The organism is Halorussus ruber (assembly GCF_004765785.1).
GTDB lineage: Archaea > Halobacteriota > Halobacteria > Halobacteriales > Haladaptataceae > Halorussus > Halorussus ruber.
Genome location: NZ_ML219769.1, coordinates 154,085 through 174,287, shown reverse-complemented (window position 1 = coordinate 174,287; position 20,203 = coordinate 154,085). Strand labels below are relative to the sequence as shown.

Annotated in this window: 17 protein-coding genes; 12 read left to right on the top strand and 5 right to left on the bottom strand. The window is 66.4% G+C overall.

Annotated features, from left to right (window positions below):
- Nucleotides 1–2: 2 nt before the first annotated feature.
- Together ccsA and EPL01_RS02955 are read right to left on the bottom strand one after the other, a co-directional pair.
- Nucleotides 3–2,414 carry a cytochrome c biogenesis protein CcsA gene (gene ccsA / locus EPL01_RS02960; protein WP_135823767.1) on the bottom strand — a complete coding sequence of 804 codons (2,412 nt, stop codon included), beginning with the start codon at nucleotides 2,412–2,414 and terminating at the stop codon, nucleotides 3–5.
- Complete coding sequence (locus tag EPL01_RS02955) at nucleotides 2,411–2,932, bottom strand: thioredoxin family protein (RefSeq protein WP_246045618.1); 522 nt, start codon at nucleotides 2,930–2,932, stop codon at nucleotides 2,411–2,413. Before EPL01_RS02955 ends, ccsA begins: the two co-directional genes overlap by 4 nt.
- A 274-nt stretch (nucleotides 2,933–3,206) precedes the next feature.
- Here EPL01_RS02955 and EPL01_RS02950 point away from each other — a divergent pair, with 274 nt between their 5' ends.
- From EPL01_RS02950 to EPL01_RS21395, 6 genes are all read left to right on the top strand, one after another.
- On the top strand, nucleotides 3,207–4,658 hold the full coding sequence (locus tag EPL01_RS02950; RefSeq protein WP_246045617.1) for a c-type cytochrome: 1,452 nt from the start codon (nucleotides 3,207–3,209) through the stop codon (nucleotides 4,656–4,658).
- A gap of 34 nt (nucleotides 4,659–4,692) precedes the next feature.
- Nucleotides 4,693–5,382, top strand: coding sequence for a cytochrome c biogenesis CcdA family protein (locus EPL01_RS02945; protein ID WP_135823766.1), 690 nt, complete (start codon nucleotides 4,693–4,695; stop codon nucleotides 5,380–5,382).
- A 78-nt stretch (nucleotides 5,383–5,460) separates the two neighbouring features.
- Nucleotides 5,461–6,183 (top strand): cytochrome c biogenesis protein, encoded by a 723-nt coding sequence (locus EPL01_RS02940; protein ID WP_246045616.1) that lies wholly within the window; start codon nucleotides 5,461–5,463, stop codon nucleotides 6,181–6,183.
- 6 nt (nucleotides 6,184–6,189) lie between these two features.
- Entirely contained in the window at nucleotides 6,190–6,309 is a 120-nt protein-coding gene (locus tag EPL01_RS02935) for a CcmD family protein (protein ID WP_135823765.1), read from the top strand.
- Nucleotides 6,310–6,509: 200 nt separating this feature from the next.
- Nucleotides 6,510–7,226, top strand: a complete 717-nt coding sequence (locus EPL01_RS21940; RefSeq protein WP_210424057.1) for a halocyanin domain-containing protein — start codon at nucleotides 6,510–6,512, stop codon at nucleotides 7,224–7,226.
- A 235-nt stretch (nucleotides 7,227–7,461) separates the two neighbouring features.
- Nucleotides 7,462–7,632, top strand: a complete 171-nt coding sequence (locus EPL01_RS21395) for a hypothetical protein (protein ID WP_168215788.1) — start codon at nucleotides 7,462–7,464, stop codon at nucleotides 7,630–7,632.
- A gap of 113 nt (nucleotides 7,633–7,745) precedes the next feature.
- On the opposite strand, the gene EPL01_RS02925 is transcribed toward EPL01_RS21395, so the two are convergent.
- Both EPL01_RS02925 and glmS read right to left on the bottom strand, forming a co-directional pair.
- Nucleotides 7,746–9,446, bottom strand: a complete 1,701-nt coding sequence (locus tag EPL01_RS02925; RefSeq protein ID WP_135823764.1) for an asparagine synthetase B family protein — start codon at nucleotides 9,444–9,446, stop codon at nucleotides 7,746–7,748.
- A gap of 15 nt (nucleotides 9,447–9,461) precedes the next feature.
- The gene (gene glmS, locus EPL01_RS02920) at nucleotides 9,462–11,273 is read right to left on the bottom strand and encodes a glutamine--fructose-6-phosphate transaminase (isomerizing) (protein WP_135823763.1); all 1,812 of its coding nucleotides are present in this window, start codon (nucleotides 11,271–11,273) and stop codon (nucleotides 9,462–9,464) included.
- A gap of 625 nt (nucleotides 11,274–11,898) precedes the next feature.
- Between glmS and EPL01_RS02915 the strand changes: the two genes are divergently transcribed.
- Both EPL01_RS02915 and EPL01_RS02910 read left to right on the top strand, forming a co-directional pair.
- Nucleotides 11,899–12,777 (top strand): DsbA family protein, encoded by an 879-nt coding sequence (locus EPL01_RS02915; protein ID WP_135823762.1) that lies wholly within the window; start codon nucleotides 11,899–11,901, stop codon nucleotides 12,775–12,777.
- Nucleotides 12,778–13,039: 262 nt separating this feature from the next.
- Nucleotides 13,040–13,432 carry a cupin domain-containing protein gene (locus EPL01_RS02910; RefSeq protein ID WP_135823761.1) on the top strand — a complete coding sequence of 131 codons (393 nt, stop codon included), beginning with the start codon at nucleotides 13,040–13,042 and terminating at the stop codon, nucleotides 13,430–13,432.
- A gap of 87 nt (nucleotides 13,433–13,519) precedes the next feature.
- Here EPL01_RS02910 and EPL01_RS02905 read toward each other — a convergent pair whose 3' ends face one another.
- A complete protein-coding gene (locus EPL01_RS02905; RefSeq protein WP_135823760.1) occupies nucleotides 13,520–14,713 on the bottom strand; it encodes a DUF7343 domain-containing protein in 1,194 nt (397 codons plus the stop codon).
- A 329-nt stretch (nucleotides 14,714–15,042) separates the two neighbouring features.
- Between EPL01_RS02905 and wecB the strand changes: the two genes are divergently transcribed.
- From wecB to EPL01_RS02885, 4 genes are all read left to right on the top strand, one after another.
- Nucleotides 15,043–16,140 (top strand): non-hydrolyzing UDP-N-acetylglucosamine 2-epimerase, encoded by a 1,098-nt coding sequence (gene wecB / locus EPL01_RS02900; RefSeq protein ID WP_135823759.1) that lies wholly within the window; start codon nucleotides 15,043–15,045, stop codon nucleotides 16,138–16,140.
- A complete protein-coding gene (locus EPL01_RS02895) occupies nucleotides 16,137–17,414 on the top strand; it encodes a nucleotide sugar dehydrogenase (RefSeq protein ID WP_135823841.1) in 1,278 nt (425 codons plus the stop codon). The genes wecB and EPL01_RS02895 overlap by 4 nt, the downstream gene beginning before the upstream one ends.
- A gap of 59 nt (nucleotides 17,415–17,473) precedes the next feature.
- Nucleotides 17,474–18,589 (top strand): DUF354 domain-containing protein, encoded by a 1,116-nt coding sequence (locus EPL01_RS02890; protein WP_394346240.1) that lies wholly within the window; start codon nucleotides 17,474–17,476, stop codon nucleotides 18,587–18,589.
- Between the two features lie 149 nt (nucleotides 18,590–18,738).
- Nucleotides 18,739–20,202, top strand: coding sequence for a nucleotide sugar dehydrogenase (locus EPL01_RS02885; RefSeq protein ID WP_210424056.1), 1,464 nt, complete (start codon nucleotides 18,739–18,741; stop codon nucleotides 20,200–20,202).
- Nucleotide 20,203 lies beyond the last annotated feature (1 nt).

The window sequence follows — 20,203 nt, the reverse complement described above, 5'->3', positions numbered from 1 at the left end:
TCTCAGTCGTCTGCCGTCTCGACGTCCGTTCCTGCCGCGCTCTCTGCCTTCTTGGCCCTCGTCCGCGACCTGACGCCGTGGGCCGGGTCGTAGAGGAGGACGAGGCTCATCCCCGCCAGCAGCATCAGGATAGAGAGGCGCATCACCGACATCATGGGGATGCGCTTGACCGTAATCGAGGCGGTGCCGTCGCTGACGCCCACGATGACGTAGGTGTCGGAGATGAGGCCGCGCTCGATAAGCACGTCGCGGACCTGCATCCCGCCCTGCTGGACGTACTTGCGCTGGCCCGCGACGCCGCTGGTGACCTTCGACCCGTCGCGGTAGACGCCCATCGAGACGCCGTTGGCCTCCACGCGGGTCGGGACGACCTCCTCGGGCGGCGCGTTCGCCGAGCCGATCATCGAGGAGTTGGTCAGCACCATCGCGTTCGCGTTCGGCACGAAGTTCCACATCAGTCGGCCCTTGGCGACGATCTGCTGGCCCTCTTGGACCGAGACGCTCGCGCTCGACCCGTTGGCCTGCGGGACGCCGACCCAGACGCCGGAGCCGTCGAGTTGGACGACGGTCGCGCGCGGGCCTTGCCGAATATTCGTCACGGTGCCCGAGACGGTCTGTACCGTGCCGTTCAGCGATTGGCCCCGTTCGAGGACCTTCTGCGTCGAGAGCGCGTAGGTATCGACCGGCGGGTTGCGCGGGAACTCCGAACTGGAGTAGCCGAAGATTCGGACCGAGTAGTCGGTGCCCTCGATGGGTTTCTCCGAGGAGTCCACCGCGCCGCTGGCGAGCCCGGTCGCCATGACCGAGGCCTGCCCCGCGAAGAGGTACATGAACGGCAGCGAGAGGACCAACAGCGCGACGCCGACGTGGATGGTCGTGATACCGGCCTCCTTCAGTTTCGCGTCGCGTCCCGCCGCCGCCGGGATGCGCTCTGCGGCGCGCTTGAACATCCCGAGGCAGACGTACGCGACCGGCGGCAGCACCGCCAGCGCGCTGACGTTGCCGATTAGCTGGTAGAACAACGACCCGTTGGCGGGGTTCGGCGTGAGCTTCCACGTCTCGGAGGGCGCGATAAACGCCGCGACGACAGTCGCCACCGCGAAGACGCCCAGTCCGATTTTGGCCCGGCGCTTGCCCTCCACGTCGAAGTCCATGTAGAACCCGAGCAGGAGCAGGGCCGCCACCACGAGCGGGAAGCTCCAGAGGTTGTAGTACTGGCTCTCGACCGAGACCTCGATGCCCGACACCGCGTCGCGCAGGACGGGGAAGGTCAGTCCCCACAGCGAGACGAACGTCAGCAGACCCAACAGCAGGACCGCGCCGTGGAGCATGTTCGACCGCGTAATCCACTCGTCGGTCGAAGTCCGCTCCTCGCCGTCTCGCAGGAGCCAGTAGCCGAACGGGACGCCGACGCCGAGGACGGCGGTGATGCCCATCAGCACGAGCAGGGAGATGCCGATGCCGCCCGAGGCGAACGAGTGGACGGACCGGAAGACCCCGCTCCGGACGACCGAGGTAGTGTAGACCGCGAGCGCGAACGTCGTCGCGGTCATCGCCGGGGCGAGAATCGTGTACTCGCCGTCGGGTCGGTAGCGCGTCACCGCGTGCATCGTCGCCGTCAGGAACAGCCACGGGACGAGAATCGCGGTCTCGACCGGGTCCCACGCCCAGATGCCGCCCCAGCCGAGGACGGTGTACGACCAGAGGCCGCCGAGCGCGACCGCCGCGGTCAGGAACAGCCAACTCAGTCGGAGCCAGCGCGTGACGCTCCCAATCCACGTCGAGTACAGGCCGCCGTTCCCGCGCAGCAGCGAGATGAAGTGTGCCGCGCCGATGGCGAACGGCATCGTGAGCAGGGCGTAGGAGGCGAACATGACCGGCGGGTGGATGGCCATGTACGGGTCCACCAGCAGAGCGTTGAGGCCTTGCCCGCTAGTCGGAACGTACCCGTCGGGCGCGTTGGGGAGTTCGCTCCCGACCGGCGCGAACGGACTCCGCAGGAGCAACATCCCGACGAAGTAGGTGACGACGCCGACCGTCAGCGACTGGACCAGCTTCGTGTCTCTGCCCTCCATCCCGCGCAGGAGCGCCGCCGAGAGCGCGACGAACGAGACGATGGTCGCCCACAGCAGGATGGACCCCTCGTTGGCAGCGTAGACGCCGGTAATCCGATAGAGGAGCGGGAGGTAGTCGGCGGTGTTCTGCCAGACGTAGGCGTTCGAGTAGTCGGTCGTGACGAACTGGTAAGTCAGGTAGCCCAGCGCACTCGTCAGCAGGGCGACCGCGCCGCCCAGAAGCGGCGTCACGTACTCGACGTACTGGTCGTCGTCGGCCGCGTAGGCCCGCACGAGGAGTCCCGTCGCCGAGACCAGCGCGAGGAACGCCACCGCCAGCAGGATGGTCCCGGGCGTCATTGGCTCCCACCTGCGGTTGCAGTGGCGTTATTTGCTCCCGCCTCGGCGTTGGCCTTCTGCTTCGCTCGCTCCAGATACGCGAGGAAGTCCTGTTTCGGTGCGTAGCCCGAGATGCGGGTCAGCACCTCGCCCTCGGGCGTGACGATAACGTGTTGGGGCGGATAGTTGACGTTGTACTTGCGTTGCAAGCGCGAGGCTTCCGGACCGTCGTTGTCGAGGTTGACCGCGACGAGTACGAACTCGTCGAGGCGAGACTGAACTGTCTGGTCGGAATACACTTGTCGGTTGTAATCTTCGCAGTAGGTACACCACGTCGTCCAGAAATACAGTACGATGGGTTTGTTCTGCTCTGCGGCCACCTCCTCGGCCTGTGAGAAATCGGTTCGCCACGCGGTGTCGCCGTGATAGGAGTACTGCTCGTCGCTCAACACGGGGGCCGCGTGCATCGAGAGATACCCGATTCCCAGAACCAGCGCGAGAAACGCTAAGGTGGACGCCTTCCGGGGGGTTATCGGCATGCTACTCCTGTTTGTGGCCGCTGTCGCAAAAATGTACGGAATATCCATTACTCGAAATCTCGTATTCTTCCCGGTTGTTAATACCTCCCTATAAAAAAGAGGCGTGTACCCGCAATATTGTGGCCTTTCAGCCTTTTTCTAAAATGAACTTACATTTTTATCGGCCTTCAGCAGTAACGTTTAACACGGTCATGGGTATATTGTGAATTATCAGTTTCGGGCAAGAGAGCGGAAGACGAAAACGAAGCAACGAGATACGTGAGATGGACGAAATATGAGTCAAAGTAATTCAACGTTATACCTCAAACCGGCGCTTCTCATCGTCGGCGCGGCCGTATTCGCCGTGGTGCTGATGCTAAGCCTCAACGGCTTGCTGGCATTCATGAACGGCGGGTTCGCTGGAAGCGCACCCGCCGCCGACGGCGGCGGTGGCGGCAACGATACTGGCGCTGGTGACGGCGGCATTATCCAACTGCCGGGTGAATGGAGCGGTAACAAGTGGTACAGCAAGGACCTGCGAAACAACGGGTTCGAGTACAAGAACGCGACGGCCGGTAACAAGGTCCAGTTCCAGCCGAAGAAGATGAACAACTCGACGCTTCCGGAGAAGAAACAGCGTCGAGAACTGGTCAAGTACGGACGGGAACTGTTCGCCAACACGTCCAACGAGATGCCGAACCACACGGGCAGCACCCGAATGTCCTGCGCCCACTGTCACGGCGGCGGTGACATGCCGACGACGACCGGCATGGTCGGTCAGGACATCGACATGATTCCGCTGGTCGGCACGGCGGCGGGCTACCCCGAGTGGACCGGTCGCACCCAGCGGATGCGCGACATGCGACAGCGCATCATGGGTTGCTTCCTCCGGAGCATGGACGCGGCCAACTCCGAGGACGGCGTCCCGGCCTACGACAGCCGCGAGATTCAGGCCATGGAGTCCTACATGGTCTGGCTGAACAAGGGAACCCCGAGCCAGCGGGTGCCCTACTGGCGACACATCCGCAAGCCGAACGAGAGCGAGAAGGTGCCCGTGCCGGAAGTCAACCCGGTCCGAGGAGCCGAGCTCTACCTCGAAAACTGCGCGTCCTGTCACGGTAAGGACGGGCAGGGTACTGCCGGTCAGTACCCGCCGCTGTGGGGCGAGGAGTCCTTCAACGACGGGGCTGGCATGGGTCGGCTCTACACCTCGGCTGGCTTCATCCGCGAGGCGATGCCCTACGGCACCGCCCACACGTTCGAGAACTGGAGCGACGTCCACGACGTCGCCGGGTTCATGAACGCTCACAAGCGTCCGCACCTGCCGCGACAGCCCAAGGACTGGGCCGAGTCGGGCGTGAAGAAGGAAGGCATCTACTACCAGCGCGCTCAGGAGTACTGGGGCTACGACATGAACCCCATGACGAAGAAGCTGATGCTCGCTGGCATCCCCATCGGAGAGCAGCCGCTCAACGAGAGCGACATCCCGGACGACGTCGCCAAGTACGACGACCCGATGAAGAACGCTTCGGTCAACGGGTCGTGGAAGACGACGTGGTACAACAAGTCGAACACCTACGCGAACTGGGAGATGGGCGAGGGGTCGCTCAACGAGACCGACGACAACTCGACCTCGAACACCGACAACTCGACCTCGAACAGTTCGTCGCTGACGGCGCAGGGTGCGATTGCGGACGCGATGGCCGACGATGCGGCCGTCGCGTCGCGCGAGAACCAAGCGAGCTAAGGTTCTGCACCGTCTTCACAATTTTGCACACGTGATGGACGTACCAACGACGACCGCGGTGTTTCTGGCAGGCGTCCTGACGATACTGACGCCGTGTTGCCTCCCGATGATTCCGGTCCTCGTGGTCGGCGGGACGGGCCATCGGTTGCGCCCGGTCGCCGTCGTTGCGGGAAGCACACTCACGTTCACGGCGCTGGGAGTCGCTACCGGGTCGATTGGAGCGCTCACGCCCGACTCGGTTCGACTCCCGTTCGCGGTCCTGATGCTCGCGTTCGGGGCCGTGATGGCCGACGACGACCTCAACGCGATTTACTCGAAGCACGCTTCGCGGTTCGCCGGGCGGGCGAACGCCGCGACCCGAGTCTTAGACGAGGAGCGCTATCCCCTCGCCAACGCCTTCGTCGTCGGCCTGCTTCTGGGAGTCATCTGGCTCCCCTGCGTGGGTCCGGTCCTCGGAGGCGTCCTCGCGTACGTCGGGACGACGGGCGACGTGGCCCGGAGCGCGTGGCTCCTGTTCTCCTACGGGGTCGGCTTCTCGGTGCCGCTTCTGGCCGTCGCCTACACGGCCAAGCACGGCGGGCGGCGCGTCCTCGACTCGGTCACCGACCGGTCGTTCGCCGGGAGCGTCCAGACGGTGACGGGGTACAGCTTCGTGCTGTTGGGCGTCGCAATGCTGTTCGGACTGGACAAACTCGCGCTCGCCACGCTGGTCGAACTGCTATGATACCACGACTATGATAGGGACAGAAAACGACACGACGTTCGGGCGAACCGAATCGGAGCGAACGAAAAAGAGGGAGCGATGACGGGATTCAGCAACGTACTCGGCCGACTGACGCGGGCGATGAAGTGGCTGGTAGAGAGCAGAGGCGTCAAGTGGGGGACGCTCGTCTCGGGCGTCGCCTCGATGCTCCTCGTGTTCGGGGTCGCCTCGGACACGATGTACGGCATCGAACACGGCGGGAACTTGATTGCCTACTGGCACATCTCGCTGGCGTGGGTCGCCGCGCTCGCACTCGGGACGACGTTCGTGGGAAGCGCGCTGTATCTGCGCTATCGCGGGCGCTTCTGGAATCGACTCGCCCACAGCGCCGGGGAAATCGGCTTCATGTTCGCCACGCTCACGCTCGTCCTCGGCAGCATGTGGGGCAAGATTATCTGGAACTCGTGGTGGGAGTGGACCGACGTGCGACTGGTGACCTTCCTCGTCGTCTGGTTCATCTACGCGGGCTACCTCGTAGTCTACTCGGCGACAGAGCGTGGGAGCGACGAGGTCTACGCCTCGGTCTACGGCGTCGTCGGGTTCATCACAGTGCCCATCTCGTACCTCTCGACGCGTCTCTGGACGCCGACCTTCCACGAGACGACGGTGGGCAACCCGCAGGTCAGCGCCAACATCGACCCCCTCGCGCTGATGGTCTCGCTGGCCGCGGCGAGTTTCCTCTACCTGTATCTCGTCGGCATTCGCATCGAACTCCACGAACTGGAGGACAAAGTACTTCGACTGCACTCCCCGAGGAGGTGACAACGCATGGAACCACTACTGCTGGCCGGATACACGACGCTGTTCGTCGTGTTCTTCGGCTACGTCGCGTACCTGCATCGACGGATGGAGAAACTCGAACGCCGACTGACCGACCTCCGAGAGTGAGTTGTCGGGCCGAGGTGACTGACCTCCGCGGGCGAGTCGTCGGTCTGGAGTGACCGGCCTCAACGAGTGAGTCGTCGGGCCGAGGTGACCCACCTCGGCGAGTGAGTCGTCGGTCCGGGGCGACCGACCCCGAGTTCGGTCGGTCCGAGGCGACTAAGAGATGTATACTTTTATCACAAGCGCACAATACAGTCAGTATTATGTCTCCCAACACGGATACGAGCGGAACCACGCGGCGGTCGTTCCTCCGCGGCACGGCCGCAAGTGCCGGGGCGGCGGCCGCCGCCGGAGCGTCGATGAGTACGGCTAGCGCCCAGAGCGAACCGGACTACGGCGACTGGTTCAGCGGTGTGAGCAACTTCGACGGCACCTACGACTTCACCGGCAAGAGCGAAGTGAAGGTCACGGTCGGTGCCAAAGGCAACGGCGGCGCGTTCGCGTTCTCCCCCGCGGCGATTCGCGTCGACCCCGGTACGAAGGTGGTCTGGGAGTGGACCGGCAAGGGCGGCTCGCACAACGTCGTGGACAACGGCGGGTCCTTCGAGAGCGACATGATTTCGACGGCGGGCGAGACCTACTCCCGCACGTTCGACTCGGAAGGCACCTTCAAGTACTACTGTCAGCCTCACAAGATGATGGGCATGAAGGGCGCTGTCGTGGTCGGCGGCTCCGGCGGGAAGGACCCGAGCGAACTGAGTTCGAGTTCCTCGGGCGGTTCGGGTTCAGGTTCGGGCTCGTCCGGCGGCTCCGGCTCGGGCTCGTCCTCGGACAGCTCCGGCGGCAACCCCGACGCGAAAGACGCCGAGTTCTTCAGCGGTGCGACCATCGTCACGAGCGTCGTGATGTCCTTCCTCTCGCCGCTGGTGTTCGCCGCGCTGCTGTTCCTCAAGCGCCCCGACGACGGCAGAGAGGAGTAGCCTCACAGTCGGCGGATTCGGACAGGCAGTCGGGAGCGCCAGTTCGCTCCTCCCGAGTGCTTTCTCGCCGACCCTACGACCCCGACCGTGAGACTGTCGGCGCTGTGTACACTTCCAAGCTCGACTGTGTGTCGTTCGCAAGATTTGAAATACCGTACAAGTTTGAACTCAACGCCGTCGAGCAGTCGAAGTATCCATGCGACTTATTGCCGTGCATAATCTTGTAACAACTATAATGAAAGACAAACTCGGCGGGGCCGCGCTGACGGTCGGCGCGGTCGTCCTGTTCGTCGCGGCGGGCACCTTCACGATACTCGGCAACGCCGCGATGGGCCTCACGGTCCTCGTCCTCGCCGCGAGCGCGCTGTTGACCGGCACGGCGGGCGAAGACGACCGGGCGGTGTAGAAACGACCGGGCGGTGTAGAAACGACCGGGCGGTGTAGCGCCCGGTGAGGGCGAGGATGAGGGTGAGAGATTTCGAAACCGCGCCTGATTTCTCCAGAATATCCAAACCTACCTCACACCGAGCGCAACCGGAATCGCTCGGCGGGCGGCGACAGAATTTCGAGCGGTTCGGGGTCGGTGTCGCGCTCCAGTCGCCCGAGCCACGTCTGCACGTCGTTGATGCGGAGCTTCAGCCGAACCGGGAGGTCTTGGAGGTCCGGCCTGTCGCGGAACAGTTTCTCGTCCAAGTCCGCCCGGTCGTACTCCCGCCTGCGGTCGGGCCACGCGTTCTCGAAGTCGCTGAGCAGCGGCGTCCGCGCCCGGACGAACTGCTCGATTTCGTTGAGCGCCTTCGAGTCGTGCGGTCGGTCCGGCGGGCGGTGGCGCAGGACGTCGTCGTCGATGCGCTCCAGCGCCCGGCGGAAGGTCCGGGTGTTGCGGCGCTCCGGGGGCGTCCGGAGGTGCCAGTCCAGCAGTTCGGCGTCGGCCGCCGGGAAGGACTCCAGAAAGTGGTCGGCCAGATGCGTCCGGAACGAGAGCGTGGGCTGGTTGGCGATGCCGACGACCGCACAGCCGTTGTGCGGCGAGTCGTACCGACCGTCCAGTCGGTCGAACTCCCGGTCGAGGGCGTCGCGGGCGAACGCCTCGCTCTCGACGCCGACGTCGAACCCGGTAGCGTGGTCGCTGAGCGAGACGAAGCCGAACTTGTCGGTCACGAGTCGGCGGGCCGGGTCGAAGTCGGTCGCCAGTCGGGACCGGGGAAGCCGGTATCCCCAGACCTCGACGCCGTCGCGGGGCAGGAAGTGCCCCCGGAGGAAGGTGTCGAACAGCAGGCCGTGGTACATCGCGTCGGCACCCATCCGGTCGGCGTAGGCGGCGTGGTGGACGTGAATCGACTCCCGAATCCCGTTGCCGTACCGGACCGTCTCGAAGTCGGTGGTCAGGTAGTCACCGTCGGCCTCGAAGGCGACGTGTTCGCTGTCGTACTGTTCGGCGATGCGGGCCGCGGCCTCCGACTCGCGTGCACCCTGCCGGGAGACGGTGTAGGACTCGTCCACGTCGGTCGGCCCGGCGAGGAAGGCCCGCGAGTCGTAGCCCGCGCTCAACAGCAGGCCCTTCCGCCCCGGCAGTCTCGCTCGGCGCTTCAGGGCGCGTTCGAGCCGGACCGCGAGTTGCTCGACGTGGTCGAACTCGGTCGGCCGGTAGGCGAACCGGTCGAAGGTCTCGGTTCCGTCGGCCCGGAGTCGCCCGTCGAAGGGCACCCGCCGGAGTTCGTCCACCAGCGTCGAGTTCCCTAGCACCACGCCGAGGTGAAGGAACTCCAGCAGGCTGTCGCGGCGCACCGTCGGGTCCGACACGGTCCGGGCGATTTCGAAGGCGTCGGAGCCGAACACCCGGACGCCGGGCGCGTCGGTGTAGAAGCAGTCCCACGTCCGGGCTTGGTCGGTGGCGACGTACGCTTCCCGGCCGGTGTCTACGACCGCGAGGTGCGAGCCGTTCACGTCGGCCAGCGCGTCGGGTCCGGCCGCGATGGCTCGTTCGAGCATCCGTCTGGCCGGAGTCGTGGTCTCCTCGGGGAGCGAGGCCTCGCCCCAGAGGACGCAGAGTCCGTCGTCTCCGGCGTGAACGTCAGTCCGGCCCGGAATCCCGAAGCCCACGTCTCGGATGCCGACCGTAATCCGGCTCCCCTCGACCACGCAGTCGAACGACGAGGGCGAGCGCAGTCGCTCGAAGTCCGCGCGGTCGCCGAAGACGCCGAACAGTTCCGTGTTCATCGGTCCGGTCTCCACTTATTCGACGGTGACGCTCTTGGCGAGGTTGCGCGGCTTGTCGATGGAGCGACCGAGGCTGTCCGCGGTGTGATACGACAGGAGCTGTAGCTGGACGTTCGCCAGCAGGCCCGCGAGGTCCGGGTGGGTGTCGGGAATCGGCAGGTGGGCGTCGGCCACGTCGGTGATGCGGTGGTCGGCGGGCGAGACGGCCACGATGGGCGCGCCCCGGGTCTGGGCCTCTTGGGCGTTGGTCACCGTGGTCTCGTCCTCGCCGCCCGTGACGACCGTGAAGATGGGCGTCTGGGGCGTGACCAGCGCGAGGGGGCCGTGCTTCAACTCGCCCGCGGCGAAGCCCTCGGCGTGTTCGTAGGTGATCTCCTTGAACTTGAGCGCGCCCTCGATGGCGACCGGGTAGGCCAGTCCCCGGCCGATGAAGAAGAAGGCGTCGCTCCCGAGATAGTCGTCGGCGACTCCCTCGGCGATTTCGCGGTCGAGGACCGTCTGGACGTGGTCGGGCAGGCGCTTGAGTTCGTCGTAGTACGCTCGGGGGTCGTCCCACGGCGAGTCCCCGGCCGCGTCGGCGGAGATGCGGTGGGCAAGAAGCGAGAGCGCGACCACCTGCGAGGAGAACGTCTTGGTCGCGGCCACGCCGATTTCCGGCCCGGCGCGGATGAAAAGCGCGTCGTCGGCCTCGCGGGCCGCCGACGACCCCACGACGTTCGTGACCGCGACGGTCCGCGCTCGGCCCGCCGTGGCCCGGTCGAGCGCGCCGAGGGTGTCGGCGGTCTCACCGCTCTGGGTCACGGCCACGACGAGGGTGTCGCTATCGACCGGGATGGCGTCGTCGTACTCGCTGGCGCGGAAGGCTTGGGCGGCGACTCCGGCCTTGTTGAGCAGTTGCGCGCCGTACTTCGCGGCGTGGAAAGAGGTGCCGCAGGCGACGAACTGGACGCGCTCGACGCCCTCGAAGGTTCCCGCGGGGAAGTCGTCGAGGTCCGGCTCCTCGCCCTCGTCGTCGATTCGGCCCTGAATCGCGTTCGTCAGCGAGGTGTTCTGGGTCTCGATTTCCTTGCGCATGAAGTGGTCGTAGCCGCCCTTGCCGGTCTCCTCGGGGTCCCACGAGACGATTTCGCTGGACCGCTCGACGGGTTCGCCCGCGAGCGTCGAGAGTTCCACGTCGTCGGGGCGGATGACGCCCACCTCGTCGTCCTCGAAGTAGACCACTTCGTCGGTGTGTTCGAGGAAGGCGGGCACGTCGCTGGCGAGGAAGTACTCGCCGTCGCCCACGCCGAGGACGAGCGGCGACCCGCGCCGGGCGGCGAAGACGGCGTCCTCGCCCTCGACCATCGCGGCGATGGCGTAGCTTCCGTCGAGGTCGCGGACCGCCTCTCGGAAGGCCTCCTCGGGGGCGTGGTCTTCGAGGTGGCGCTCGAAGAGGTGCGGGATGACCTCGGTGTCGGTGTCGCTGGTGAACTCCCGGCCCTCGGCCTTCAACTCCTCGCGGAGTTCGGCGTGGTTGTCGATGACGCCGTTGTGGACGACCGCCACGTCGCCCGAGGAGTCGGTGTGGGGATGTGCGTTGTCGTCGGTCGGCGGGCCGTGGGTACTCCACCGCGTGTGCCCGATGCCGATACCGCCGTAGATTCCGCTGTCGCTCACCGACTCTTTGAGTTCGTTGACTTGGCCGCTGCACTTCTGGACCGCGAGGCCAACGCCGTTCTCGACCGCGATGCCAGCCGAGTCGTAGCCCCGGTATTCGAGGCGTTCGAGGCCGCCCAGCAATCGGTCCACGCCGTCGTCAGCGCCGATGCGGGCGATGATGCCGCACATGTTAGCTCACCCGCCCGTAGACCGCGCCGTTGGTGGTCGATACGTCGGCGTTCGCGTCCGGACATCTACTTCGAGTTGAACTGTAGTCCATGTCTTCCGACTCGGCCGGACGGTGCATTACTATAAAGCGGGTAAGCGAGATTTTATCGCTCGGATAACGGCCCCGACGCCCTCGGGCGGTTACTCGACTGCAACAGTTGCATTTATTTCAGACAGCGAGCCGACCGTTTCGGGGGAGGACCCGCGGAAGGCGGCGGTTTCGGGGGAGGCAGTAGCGCACCCACCGACCGGTTTCGCCCGGTGACCCAACCACCCTCTCTAGCACGGTGATCCAGCCACTCTCCCTGGTGGACTGAAAGGGCGAGCGCGGTTCGCGCAATGCTTGGTCGTCTCAGCACGGCCACTATCTCGGGCGCGCAGAACTGCGCGCCCGAGATATCCTGCTGAGCGACCGCGAACCGCGCGAGGGCTTTCGAGGCCGTTGCTGTCCGGTTTGCTCCTGCGGTTTCGAGCGCGAGGGCTTTCGAGGCTTCTGCTGTCTCGTCTGTTCCTGCGGTTACTCATCCAAAACCCCGAATCGCTTAGCCGGTCGATAGTAAATGGCGTTCGGACCGACTCTCGTCTCGTGTCTGACCGCCGTAAACTGCTGGGCGCGGTCGGTTCGGCGCTTCTCACGTCGTTCGCTGGCTGTGCGAACGTCGTCGAGGAGACCGCCGACGGCCCCGACCCGACGACGACAGAGGCACCGCCGACGAGCTACACCCAGCCGAACGAGACGACAGCGCAGGCGATGAACGAGACGACGGGCGAACAGACCACCGCCGGGAACTCCTCGGAGGGCAACGTCTCACGACCGGGTGACGCCGACGGGACGACCGACGAGGAGGCGCTCGGCCGCGTCACAATCGAGAAGCCCGCGGTGAAGCTCCCGAAATCGCTCGTCCCGAGCGACCCCGGCCGGTACGACTACGCCCGCCTCGGCTCGGCGGACGCCGACGCGACCGCGGTCCTCTACGGCAACTGGAAGTGCCCTTACACCCAGGAGTTCGTCCTCCAGATGCTCGGCGACGTGGTCGAGGAGTTCGTCAAACCCGGCGACGTGGCGCTGGAGTTCCGGGCGCTGAGCTACCTCGACGGCGAGCCGTTCCTCGGCCCGGACGCGCCGCGGGCCGCGCGGGCCGGACTCGAAGTCTGGAACTCCTCGCCCCGCAAGTACTGGCAGTACTTCTCGTCGGTGTTCACCAACCAGCCGCCGGAGAAGTACGACTGGGCGACCCCCGACAGGCTCAGCCGGTTCGCCAAGTCCGCCGGGGTCAAGTCCGGAGCCGTCGAGAACGCGCTGTTGACCGGCGCGCACCGCGAGAGAGTGCGTGCCACCACGAAGGCGGCCGCCGAGCAGGGCATCGCCACCGTCCCGCGGGTCGTGACCGACGCCGCGATCACCGCGCCGACGGTGGACTTCGCGGCCACCAAGCGGCAACTCCGGCGCGCGACCGACTACTGAGGTCTCGACGCGAGCGAGAGAGGGAGGCAGAAAAGGAGACAGACTTACATTTCCTTTAGCAATAAGTATATGTCTTTAGCGATTCCATAAATTGCTTGCCGACGTTCACCGCGAGCGGGCGACGTGACGCTACTGGGATTCTATGTGGTGGATGGTAACAGCTAACGATGTGCGCGGTGAAGTGTACTCGGAGTACCCGAGGAGACGCCACGGAGGCGAGACGCCATCGTGTCGAATCGAGTGCTTGACCCGGAGGAGACCCATGAAAGTAGCGAAGGAAGACATTCCGACCAAAATCGACAGTCCGAACGCCGTGGCGCAACACCAACCCGACTTCGGCGACGCGACCGACTACGGAAACATGGCCGCTGAGCATTTCACGATAGCGAAAGGGACCGACCTCACTGCGCTTCTGGAAGGGCTGGAAAACGACCGCTGCCAGTCACCGCACTGGGGATACGTAGTGAGCGGCGCGCTGACCGTCACCTACGCCGACGACAGCGAAGAGGCCGACGAGGGCGGCGACATGTTCTACTGGCCGCCCGGGCATACGGTCCGGGCCGACGAGGACACGGACTTCGTTCTGTTCAGTCCGCAACACGAACACGGCGAGGTTCTCGACCACATTCTCCAGCAAATGGAAGAGCAGTCCTGAGAGGCCCTCCTCGCGTCGTATCTTTCGGTTTCGACTCCCGCGAAGCGTCGAGAGCGCACGCGAGTCAGTCCCGCTCGTCGTCCCGCGTCAATTCCCGTCCTCGTCCCGAAGCGACTGCAACTCGACCGGCTCCTCGCCCGGGAGAACGATGATGTTCTGCCGCCCGGCGCTGATTTTCACCACCTGTCCCTGCGCGTCCATCCGCGCGAGGAGGCGGCTGACCTTCGACTTCGACCACGGCGTCTCCGAGACGATGTCGCTCTGGGGGAGTTTCCCGTCGTTGTCTTCGAGGAGCTGAATCACGCGCTCGCGGTCCGAGAGCGGCGGCGTCGGGTCGTCCCTGATTTCGGCGTCATCGGTGCGCTCGCCGTCGCCGTCGGTCGAAACCGATCCGCGCCCGTCTCCTCTGGCGGTCGCTCCGCGGTCCGACCGGTCGGCGTCCGCGGGCGCTGAGTCGGCAAGCGCCGACTTCGGCAGTTCCGACTCGGCCGGGTTCGACCGGTTCGCCGCCCCCGAGCGCGCGCCACCCAAGCGCCGCCGGAGCGCGCCGACGGCCCCCGGCGCAAACCGGGACACCAGCGCGACGGCCACGCCGAGGACCACCATCGCGGCCACGGCGAACCCGACCGCCGTCCGGGGGTTCGTCGGGTCGGTGCCGAGCGAGGCCTCGGTCGCGTCGCCGAGGAGGTCCCGGTCGGTGTCGGCCCTCGTGGGGTCGGTCCCGGCGCGCCGCTCGGCCCGGTTGGACAGGCCGTCGGCGTCGAAGTCGCCGGTCGGCGAGAGGACGTGAATCCGGAGGAACTGGCTCGCCACAATCGTCTCGTTCGCGCCGACCCGCGCCATCGTCACCGTGACGTTCTGCGCGCCGAGCGCGGTCGATTTCGCCACGTCGAGGCCGACCTCGGGGTCGGCGGTCGGCCCGAGCGATGCGTTCGTGCAGTCGAGTTCGGTCGCCTCGGTCAGCGCGCAAATCCGGTACTCGCCCGCGGTCGCAATCTGACCGACGGTCACGGTCAGCGAGTAGGGCCGCGACTGCCAGAGGTAGACGGTGTCCTCCTCGCGCGCGGCGACCGCCTCGCCCGAGGCCGACACGTCCTGAACCACGGCGTCGGTCTGAGTCGTCTGGGCCGATACGGTCGTCGGCGGGGTCGCGTCGGCAAGCGCAAAAGAGGCCGCCCCGGCGACGAGGACGACGAACGCGACCGCGAGCAGTCCCGCGACGAGGCGCTGCCGCCACACGGCGTCTCGTGTCTCCGTATCAGTACTCGAACTCCCCGTCATCGCGGTATCGGCTTTTCGCGGTCGCTGCGGTCGATTTCGCGCCGGAACTCTCTCGTCGGCCCGCGACGCGGTGCCAGCCAGCTAAAACACTGCGTGTCCGCGCTCATACCTCCTAAATTCCGAGCTAATCGGGTAATACTATCCGGGGGCTAAACTGGAATCGCTCCGGGATTTGGGGGTGCCGAACCGGCGCACCCCGACTCGGTCTGAAAACCCTAAATCGACCAGCGAACGCCTAAATCTGGCTTACCCGCCGGATAGTAAAGCCCCTTCCGTGGTTTCCGAGAGACGAGCGCGTACGGTCTCCGTACGCATCACCGACCATACGCATGAACTCGTCACAAATCGCCATCGTACTGGGTACGAGACCCGAAATCGTCAAGCTCGCGCCCGTCATTCGAACGTGCCAGCGCCGCGACGTTCCCTGCACCGTCGTCCACACCGGGCAGCACTACTCGCCGCAGCTGACGGAGGTGTTCTTCGACGAGTTGGAACTGCCGCGGCCCGACCGCACGCTGGGGGTCGGCTCCTCGACCCACGGGGAGCAGACCGGGAATATGATAGCGGGCGTCGAAGAGGTCCTGCTGGAGGCCGACCCCGAGACCGTCCTCGTGCAGGGCGACACCAACACCACGCTCGCGGGGACCATCGCCGCGAGCAAACTCGACGCCGAACTCTGCCACGTCGAGGCCGGACTCCGGAGCCACGACCGGGAGATGCCCGAGGAGATAAATCGCATCATCTGCGACCACACCGCGGACAGGCTCTTCGCCCCGACCCCCGCGGCGGCCGAGAACCTGCGCGCGGAGGGCATCCCCCGCAAGCGCATCGAGGTCACCGGCAACACGGTTGTCGATGCGCTCGAACGCCACCGCTCCATCGCGGCCGACCGGAGCGACGCCCTCGAAGCGTTCGGCGTCGAGGCGGGCGAGTACGGCCTCGTCACGCTCCACCGCGCCGAGAACGTGGACGACCTCGACCGGTTCGCGGACCTCCTGACCGGCATCGACCGCGTGGCCCGCGAGTTCGACTTGGAGATGGTGTACCCGGCTCACCCGCGCGCACGAAAGGTTCTAGAGGACCTCCCCGTGCCCGACTCGATACGGGTCGTCGAACCCCTCGACTACTTGGAGTTCCTGCGACTGGAGAGCGACGCGGGCCTGATTCTGACCGACTCGGGCGGCGTCCAAGAGGAGGCCTGCGTGCTGGACGTGCCCTGCGTCACCCTGCGGGAGAACACCGAGCGCCCCGAGACCATCGCGGTCGGGGCCAACCGACTCGGCGGCGTGACCCCGCCCAGCATCGTGGAGGCCGCCCGCGAGATGTACGAGGCCCGCACCGGGTGGGAGAACCCCTTCGGCGACGGCGACGCCGCGGACCGCATCCTCGAAACCTCCGCCGCCACGGTCGCCAAGGAGGTGGCCTGATGACGGTCTGCGTCCACGGGCTGGGCTACATCGGCCTCCCGACCGCCGCGGTCTTGGCCGACGCCGGTCACGAAGTCGTCGGCTACGACGTGGACTCGGAGGTCCGCGAAATCGTCCGCGGCGGCGACTCACACATCGAGGAGCCGGAACTCGCGGACCTCGTCGCCGAGGTCCGAGAGCGCGGCACTCTCGAAGTCGCCGCCGAGGTGCCGACCGCCGACTACCACCTCGTCTGCGTGCCCACGCCCTTCGACGAGGAGGCCCGCGAGGCGGACCTGCGCTACGTCCTGAGCGCCGCCGAGAGCATCGGCGAGGTGGTCCGGTCGGGCGACGCCGTGATTCTGGAATCGACGGTCCCGCCGGGGACGACCGCGGGGCCCTTCCGCGAGGAAGTCGAGGCCGCTAATAAATCGGAACTCGTCGCCGGAACCGACTTCGAGCTGGCCCACTGCCCGGAGACGGTCTTGCCGGGCAGCATGCTCGCCGAACTCCGCGAGAACGACCGACTGGTCGGCGGCGTCACCGACGACTCCGCGCGGGCCGCCCGGCGACTCTACGAACCGGTCGTGGACGGCGACATCGTCACCACCGCGAACCCGACGGTCGCCGAGTTTGCAAAGTTGGCCCAGAACACCTTCCGCGACGTGAACATCGCGCTCGCCAACGAGGTGGCGAAGGTGGCCGACGACTACGGCGTCAGTTCCCGCGAAGTCATCGAAGCCGCCAACGTCCACCCGCGAGTGGACATTCTCCGCCCCGGCCCCGGCGTCGGCGGCCACTGCCTGCCCGTGGACCCGTGGTTCCTCGGCCACGACTCGGACCGACTCGACTTGGTCGAGCGCGCCCGGGAAATCAACGACGGGATGGCGGGCTACCTCGCCGACGTGCTGGCCCGACGCCTCGGGTCACTCGACGGCCGGAAAATCGCGCTCCTCGGGGTCGCCTACAAGGGCAACGTGGACGACACCCGCGGGAGTCCGGGCCTCGCGCTCGCCGAGGAGCTCCGGTCGCGGGGCGTCTCGGAGGTCGCCGTCCAAGACCCCCGCGTCTCGGACTCGGCGCTCGGAAACGACTCGGACTTCAGTCTCGAATCGCTCGTGGGCGTGACCCACGACGCGGACGCCATCGTGGTGACCGCCGACCACGACGAGTACGGAACGCTCTCGCCCGGCGTCGTCACCGACCGGACGGCGGGCGAGGTAATCGTAGACGCCTGCGACGCCCTCGACCGCGAGCGCTGGCGAGGCGTCGGCGCGGAGGTCGAGACGGTATGAGCCGCGGCGACGGGCTGGTCGGCGACGAGTCGGAGAACGAGAGCGCCCACAGAGATTCGGTGTCTGGAAGTACGAAAGCCGAACGAGACGCCGTGAGCGTGAGTACGACGGCCAGCGAAGACACCGCGAGCGCGTCGGTCACGGCGTGGGTGGACCTCGTGAGTCCCTCCCACCCGTTCCTCTTCGACGGACTGGTCGAGTCGCTGTCGGACCTCCGAGTGAAGACCACCGTGCGCGAGAAGACCGAGACGGTCGCGCTGGCCCGGCAACTCGGCTTCGACTTCGAGGTCCGGGGCCGGGACTTCGACAACCCCCACCTCCGGAAAGTCGGCATCCCGCTCCGGACCGCCCAACTCGCGGCCGACACCCCCGAGGCCGACGTGTCGCTCTCCTCGCGCAACGCCATGTGCGTCCTCGCCTCGAAGGCCCGCGGGATTCCCTCCATCCACTTCACGGACAACGACATCACGGCCTACGCCGACGGCCTGTGGGCCGAGGAGCTGTACAACTGGCTCGAAGCCCGCGCGACCTACACCGTGGTTCCGGAGGCCTTCGACGTGGGCGAGCTGGAGAAACACGGCGCGTCCCCGGCCTCGGTGTACACCTACTCGGGCTACAAGGAGGACATCTACGTCGCCGACTTCGACCCGGACCCGACGTTCACCGACCGACTCCCCTTCGAGCAGTACGTCGTGGTCCGACCCGAGGCCCTCGACGCGGCCTACGTGGACGAGGCCTCCTCGCTCGTCCCCCGGATTCTCGACGGCGTGACCGACGCGGGCTACAACGTCGTCTACCTGCCGCGGGGCCGGGGCGACCGCGGGTACGCCGCGGGGTACGACGACAAGCGCGTCCACGTCCCCGACGGTGCCTACGACGGCCTCCAGTTGGCCGCCCACTCGCGGTGCGTCCTGACCGGGTCGGGGACGATGGCCCGCGAGGCCGCCTGCATGGGCAAGCCCGCCGTCTCGTTCTTCCCGAACACCCCGCTGTCGGTCGACCAGCAGATGGTCGAGGAGGGCCGCATCCTCCACTCTCGCAATCCCGACGAAATCGCGGACTACGTCGCCGGACTCGACGCCGACGACGCCCGACTCGACCGCTCGCGGTCCAAGCGGGTCCGCGAGGAAGTGGCCGAGTTGACCGACCGGCTGGTCCGCCGAGCTACGAGATGAGTGGTCGGACCGCGAGAGGAATGGTCGAACCGCAAGATGAACAGTTCCGCCGAATCCGACCTCGTTCCGCGGATTATCCCCTCTTTAGTAATGGCGATTCGCCGTCTGAGCAACGATTACGAGAGCCGATTCACCCCCGACACAAAACCATGAGTTCGTACAACGAGAACACCGAGCAGACAGACCCTCCCGAACGGACAGACCCTCCCGAACGGACAGACCCTTCTGACCAGCGCGAACAAGCCGACCAGACCGGCCAAACCGACCAGACTGACCGGACCGAACAGACCAATCGAAGTTCGACCGGCGAGCGCGCACCGACCCCGCCCAAGTCCGTGCCCGTCTGTCTCGTGGGACTGGGCTACGTCGGCCTGCCGCTGGCCGTCGAGTTCGACCACGCGGGACAGCGCGTCGTCGGCTACGACATCGACGAACAGCGAATCGACCGACTGGAGAACGGGACCGACGTGACGAACGAGGTCGGCGACGCCGCGATTGCCGAGAGCGACGTGCGGTTCACCGCCGACCCCACCGCCATCGCCGACGCCGAGTACGTCTTCATCACGGTGCCGACGCCAGTCGACGAGTTCCAGAACCCCGACTTCCGGTTCGTCGAGCAGGCGGGCGAAACCATCGGCGAGTACCTGACCCCCGGCGCGACCGTCGTCCTCGAATCGACCGTCTATCCGGGCGCGACCCGCGACGTGCTGGTTCCGGCGCTGGAGTCGGCCTCGGAACTGAGTGCTGGCGAGGAGTTTCACGTCGCCTACTCCCCCGAGCGGGCCTCGCCGGGCGACGACGACCACGGCCTGCGCGAGGTGGTCAAAGTCGTGGGCGCAGACGACCCCGAAGTGCGGGACGACGTGGCCGCGCTCTACGAGTCGGTCGTCGGCGCGGGCGTCCACCGCGTGAGTTCCATCGAGGCCGCGGAGGCCACAAAGTGCATCGAGAACGTCCAGCGGGACATCAACATCGCGTTGGTGAACGAACTCTCGATAGTATTCCACCAGATGGGGCTGGACACCCAAGAGGTGCTGGACGCCGCCCGGACCAAGTGGAACTTCCACGACTACTCGCCCGGACTGGTCGGCGGCCACTGCATCCCGGTCGACCCCTTCTACTTCGCCTACGGGTCGGAGATGCAGGGCTACACGCCCAAACTCACCCTGAAGGGCCGGGAGATAAACGAGTACATGCCGAAGCACGTCGGCGAGGTCACGCTGAAGGCGCTCAACGACGCCGGGAAGGTCCTCAGCGAGAGCGAGGTGCTGGTGCTGGGACTGGCCTACAAGCCCAACGTCGCCGACATCCGGACCTCGGAGGTCGAGGGCGTCATCGACATCCTCGAGGAGTACGACATCGACGTGGTGGGTCACGACCCCCACGCCGACGACGAGGCGATGGCGGACCACTTCGACATCGAGGTCCGCGAGTCGCTCGGCTTCGAGGGCGCGGACTGCGTCCTGCTGGCGACCGCCCACGACCGGTTCGAGCGCCTCGACCTCGGGGCAGTCGCCGACGCCGCGGCCGAGGACCCGGTGCTGATGGACGTCAACGGCATGTTCGAGGCCGAGACGGCCGAGGACAGCGGGTTCATCTACCGGAGGCTGTGAG

Excerpts from the sequence above, each read along its gene's own strand:
- ccsA (WP_135823767.1), bottom strand. The coding sequence starts at position 2,414 with ATGACGCCCGGGACCATCCTGCTGGCGGTGGCGTTCCTCGCGCTGGTC.
- EPL01_RS02955 (WP_246045618.1), bottom strand. The coding sequence starts at position 2,932 with ATGCCGATAACCCCCCGGAAGGCGTCCACCTTAGCGTTTCTCGCGCTG.
- EPL01_RS02950 (WP_246045617.1), top strand. The coding sequence starts at position 3,207 with ATGAGTCAAAGTAATTCAACGTTATACCTCAAACCGGCGCTTCTCATC.
- EPL01_RS02945 (WP_135823766.1), top strand. The coding sequence starts at position 4,693 with ATGGACGTACCAACGACGACCGCGGTGTTTCTGGCAGGCGTCCTGACG.
- EPL01_RS02940 (WP_246045616.1), top strand. The coding sequence starts at position 5,461 with ATGACGGGATTCAGCAACGTACTCGGCCGACTGACGCGGGCGATGAAG.
- EPL01_RS02935 (WP_135823765.1), top strand. The coding sequence starts at position 6,190 with ATGGAACCACTACTGCTGGCCGGATACACGACGCTGTTCGTCGTGTTC.
- EPL01_RS21940 (WP_210424057.1), top strand. The coding sequence starts at position 6,510 with ATGTCTCCCAACACGGATACGAGCGGAACCACGCGGCGGTCGTTCCTC.
- EPL01_RS21395 (WP_168215788.1), top strand. The coding sequence starts at position 7,462 with ATGAAAGACAAACTCGGCGGGGCCGCGCTGACGGTCGGCGCGGTCGTC.
- EPL01_RS02925 (WP_135823764.1), bottom strand. The coding sequence starts at position 9,446 with ATGAACACGGAACTGTTCGGCGTCTTCGGCGACCGCGCGGACTTCGAG.
- glmS (WP_135823763.1), bottom strand. The coding sequence starts at position 11,273 with ATGTGCGGCATCATCGCCCGCATCGGCGCTGACGACGGCGTGGACCGA.
- EPL01_RS02910 (WP_135823761.1), top strand. The coding sequence starts at position 13,040 with ATGAAAGTAGCGAAGGAAGACATTCCGACCAAAATCGACAGTCCGAAC.
- EPL01_RS02905 (WP_135823760.1), bottom strand. The coding sequence starts at position 14,713 with ATGACGGGGAGTTCGAGTACTGATACGGAGACACGAGACGCCGTGTGG.
- wecB (WP_135823759.1), top strand. The coding sequence starts at position 15,043 with ATGAACTCGTCACAAATCGCCATCGTACTGGGTACGAGACCCGAAATC.
- EPL01_RS02885 (WP_210424056.1), top strand. The coding sequence starts at position 18,739 with ATGAGTTCGTACAACGAGAACACCGAGCAGACAGACCCTCCCGAACGG.